The sequence below is a fragment of the Xenorhabdus stockiae genome (genome assembly GCF_002632825.1).
Classification (GTDB): domain Bacteria; phylum Pseudomonadota; class Gammaproteobacteria; order Enterobacterales; family Enterobacteriaceae; genus Xenorhabdus; species Xenorhabdus stockiae.
On record NZ_NJAJ01000165.1, the window covers coordinates 1 to 385 of the forward strand.

Annotated in this window: 2 tRNA genes and 1 rRNA gene; all 3 read right to left on the minus strand. The window is 48.3% G+C overall.

Features of this window, described 5'->3' with window-relative positions:
* Positions 1-43: 43 nt before the first annotated feature.
* Positions 44-119, minus strand: a tRNA-Ala gene (locus Xsto_RS20960).
* A 66-nt stretch (positions 120-185) separates the two neighbouring features.
* Positions 186-262 (minus strand) — tRNA-Ile (locus tag Xsto_RS20965).
* A 70-nt stretch (positions 263-332) separates the two neighbouring features.
* Positions 333-385 (minus strand): 16S ribosomal RNA (locus Xsto_RS22070); the annotation flags it as partial.

Genomic DNA, 385 nt, shown 5'->3' on the forward strand with positions numbered 1-385 from the left:
TGACTCAATACATTTTGAAATGTTTTATTTAAGAGTTTTATAATGGTGGAGCTAAGCGGGATCGAACCGCTGACCTCCTGCGTGCAAGGCAGGCGCTCTCCCAGCTGAGCTATAGCCCCATCAATGTATCGTACTGTACAGCCACCTCACTTACCCCGCGATTTACACGCTGTATAAGCAAGAATTGGTAGGCCTGAGTGGACTTGAACCACCGACCTCACCCTTATCAGGGGTGCGCTCTAACCACCTGAGCTACAAGCCTATGCCGATACCGTCTCTTGTATCTTTCATCAGACAATCTGTGTGAACACTCACATTTCACCATCATAGGTTAAGGAGGTGATCCAACCGCAGGTTCCCCTACGGTTACCTTGTTACGACTTCA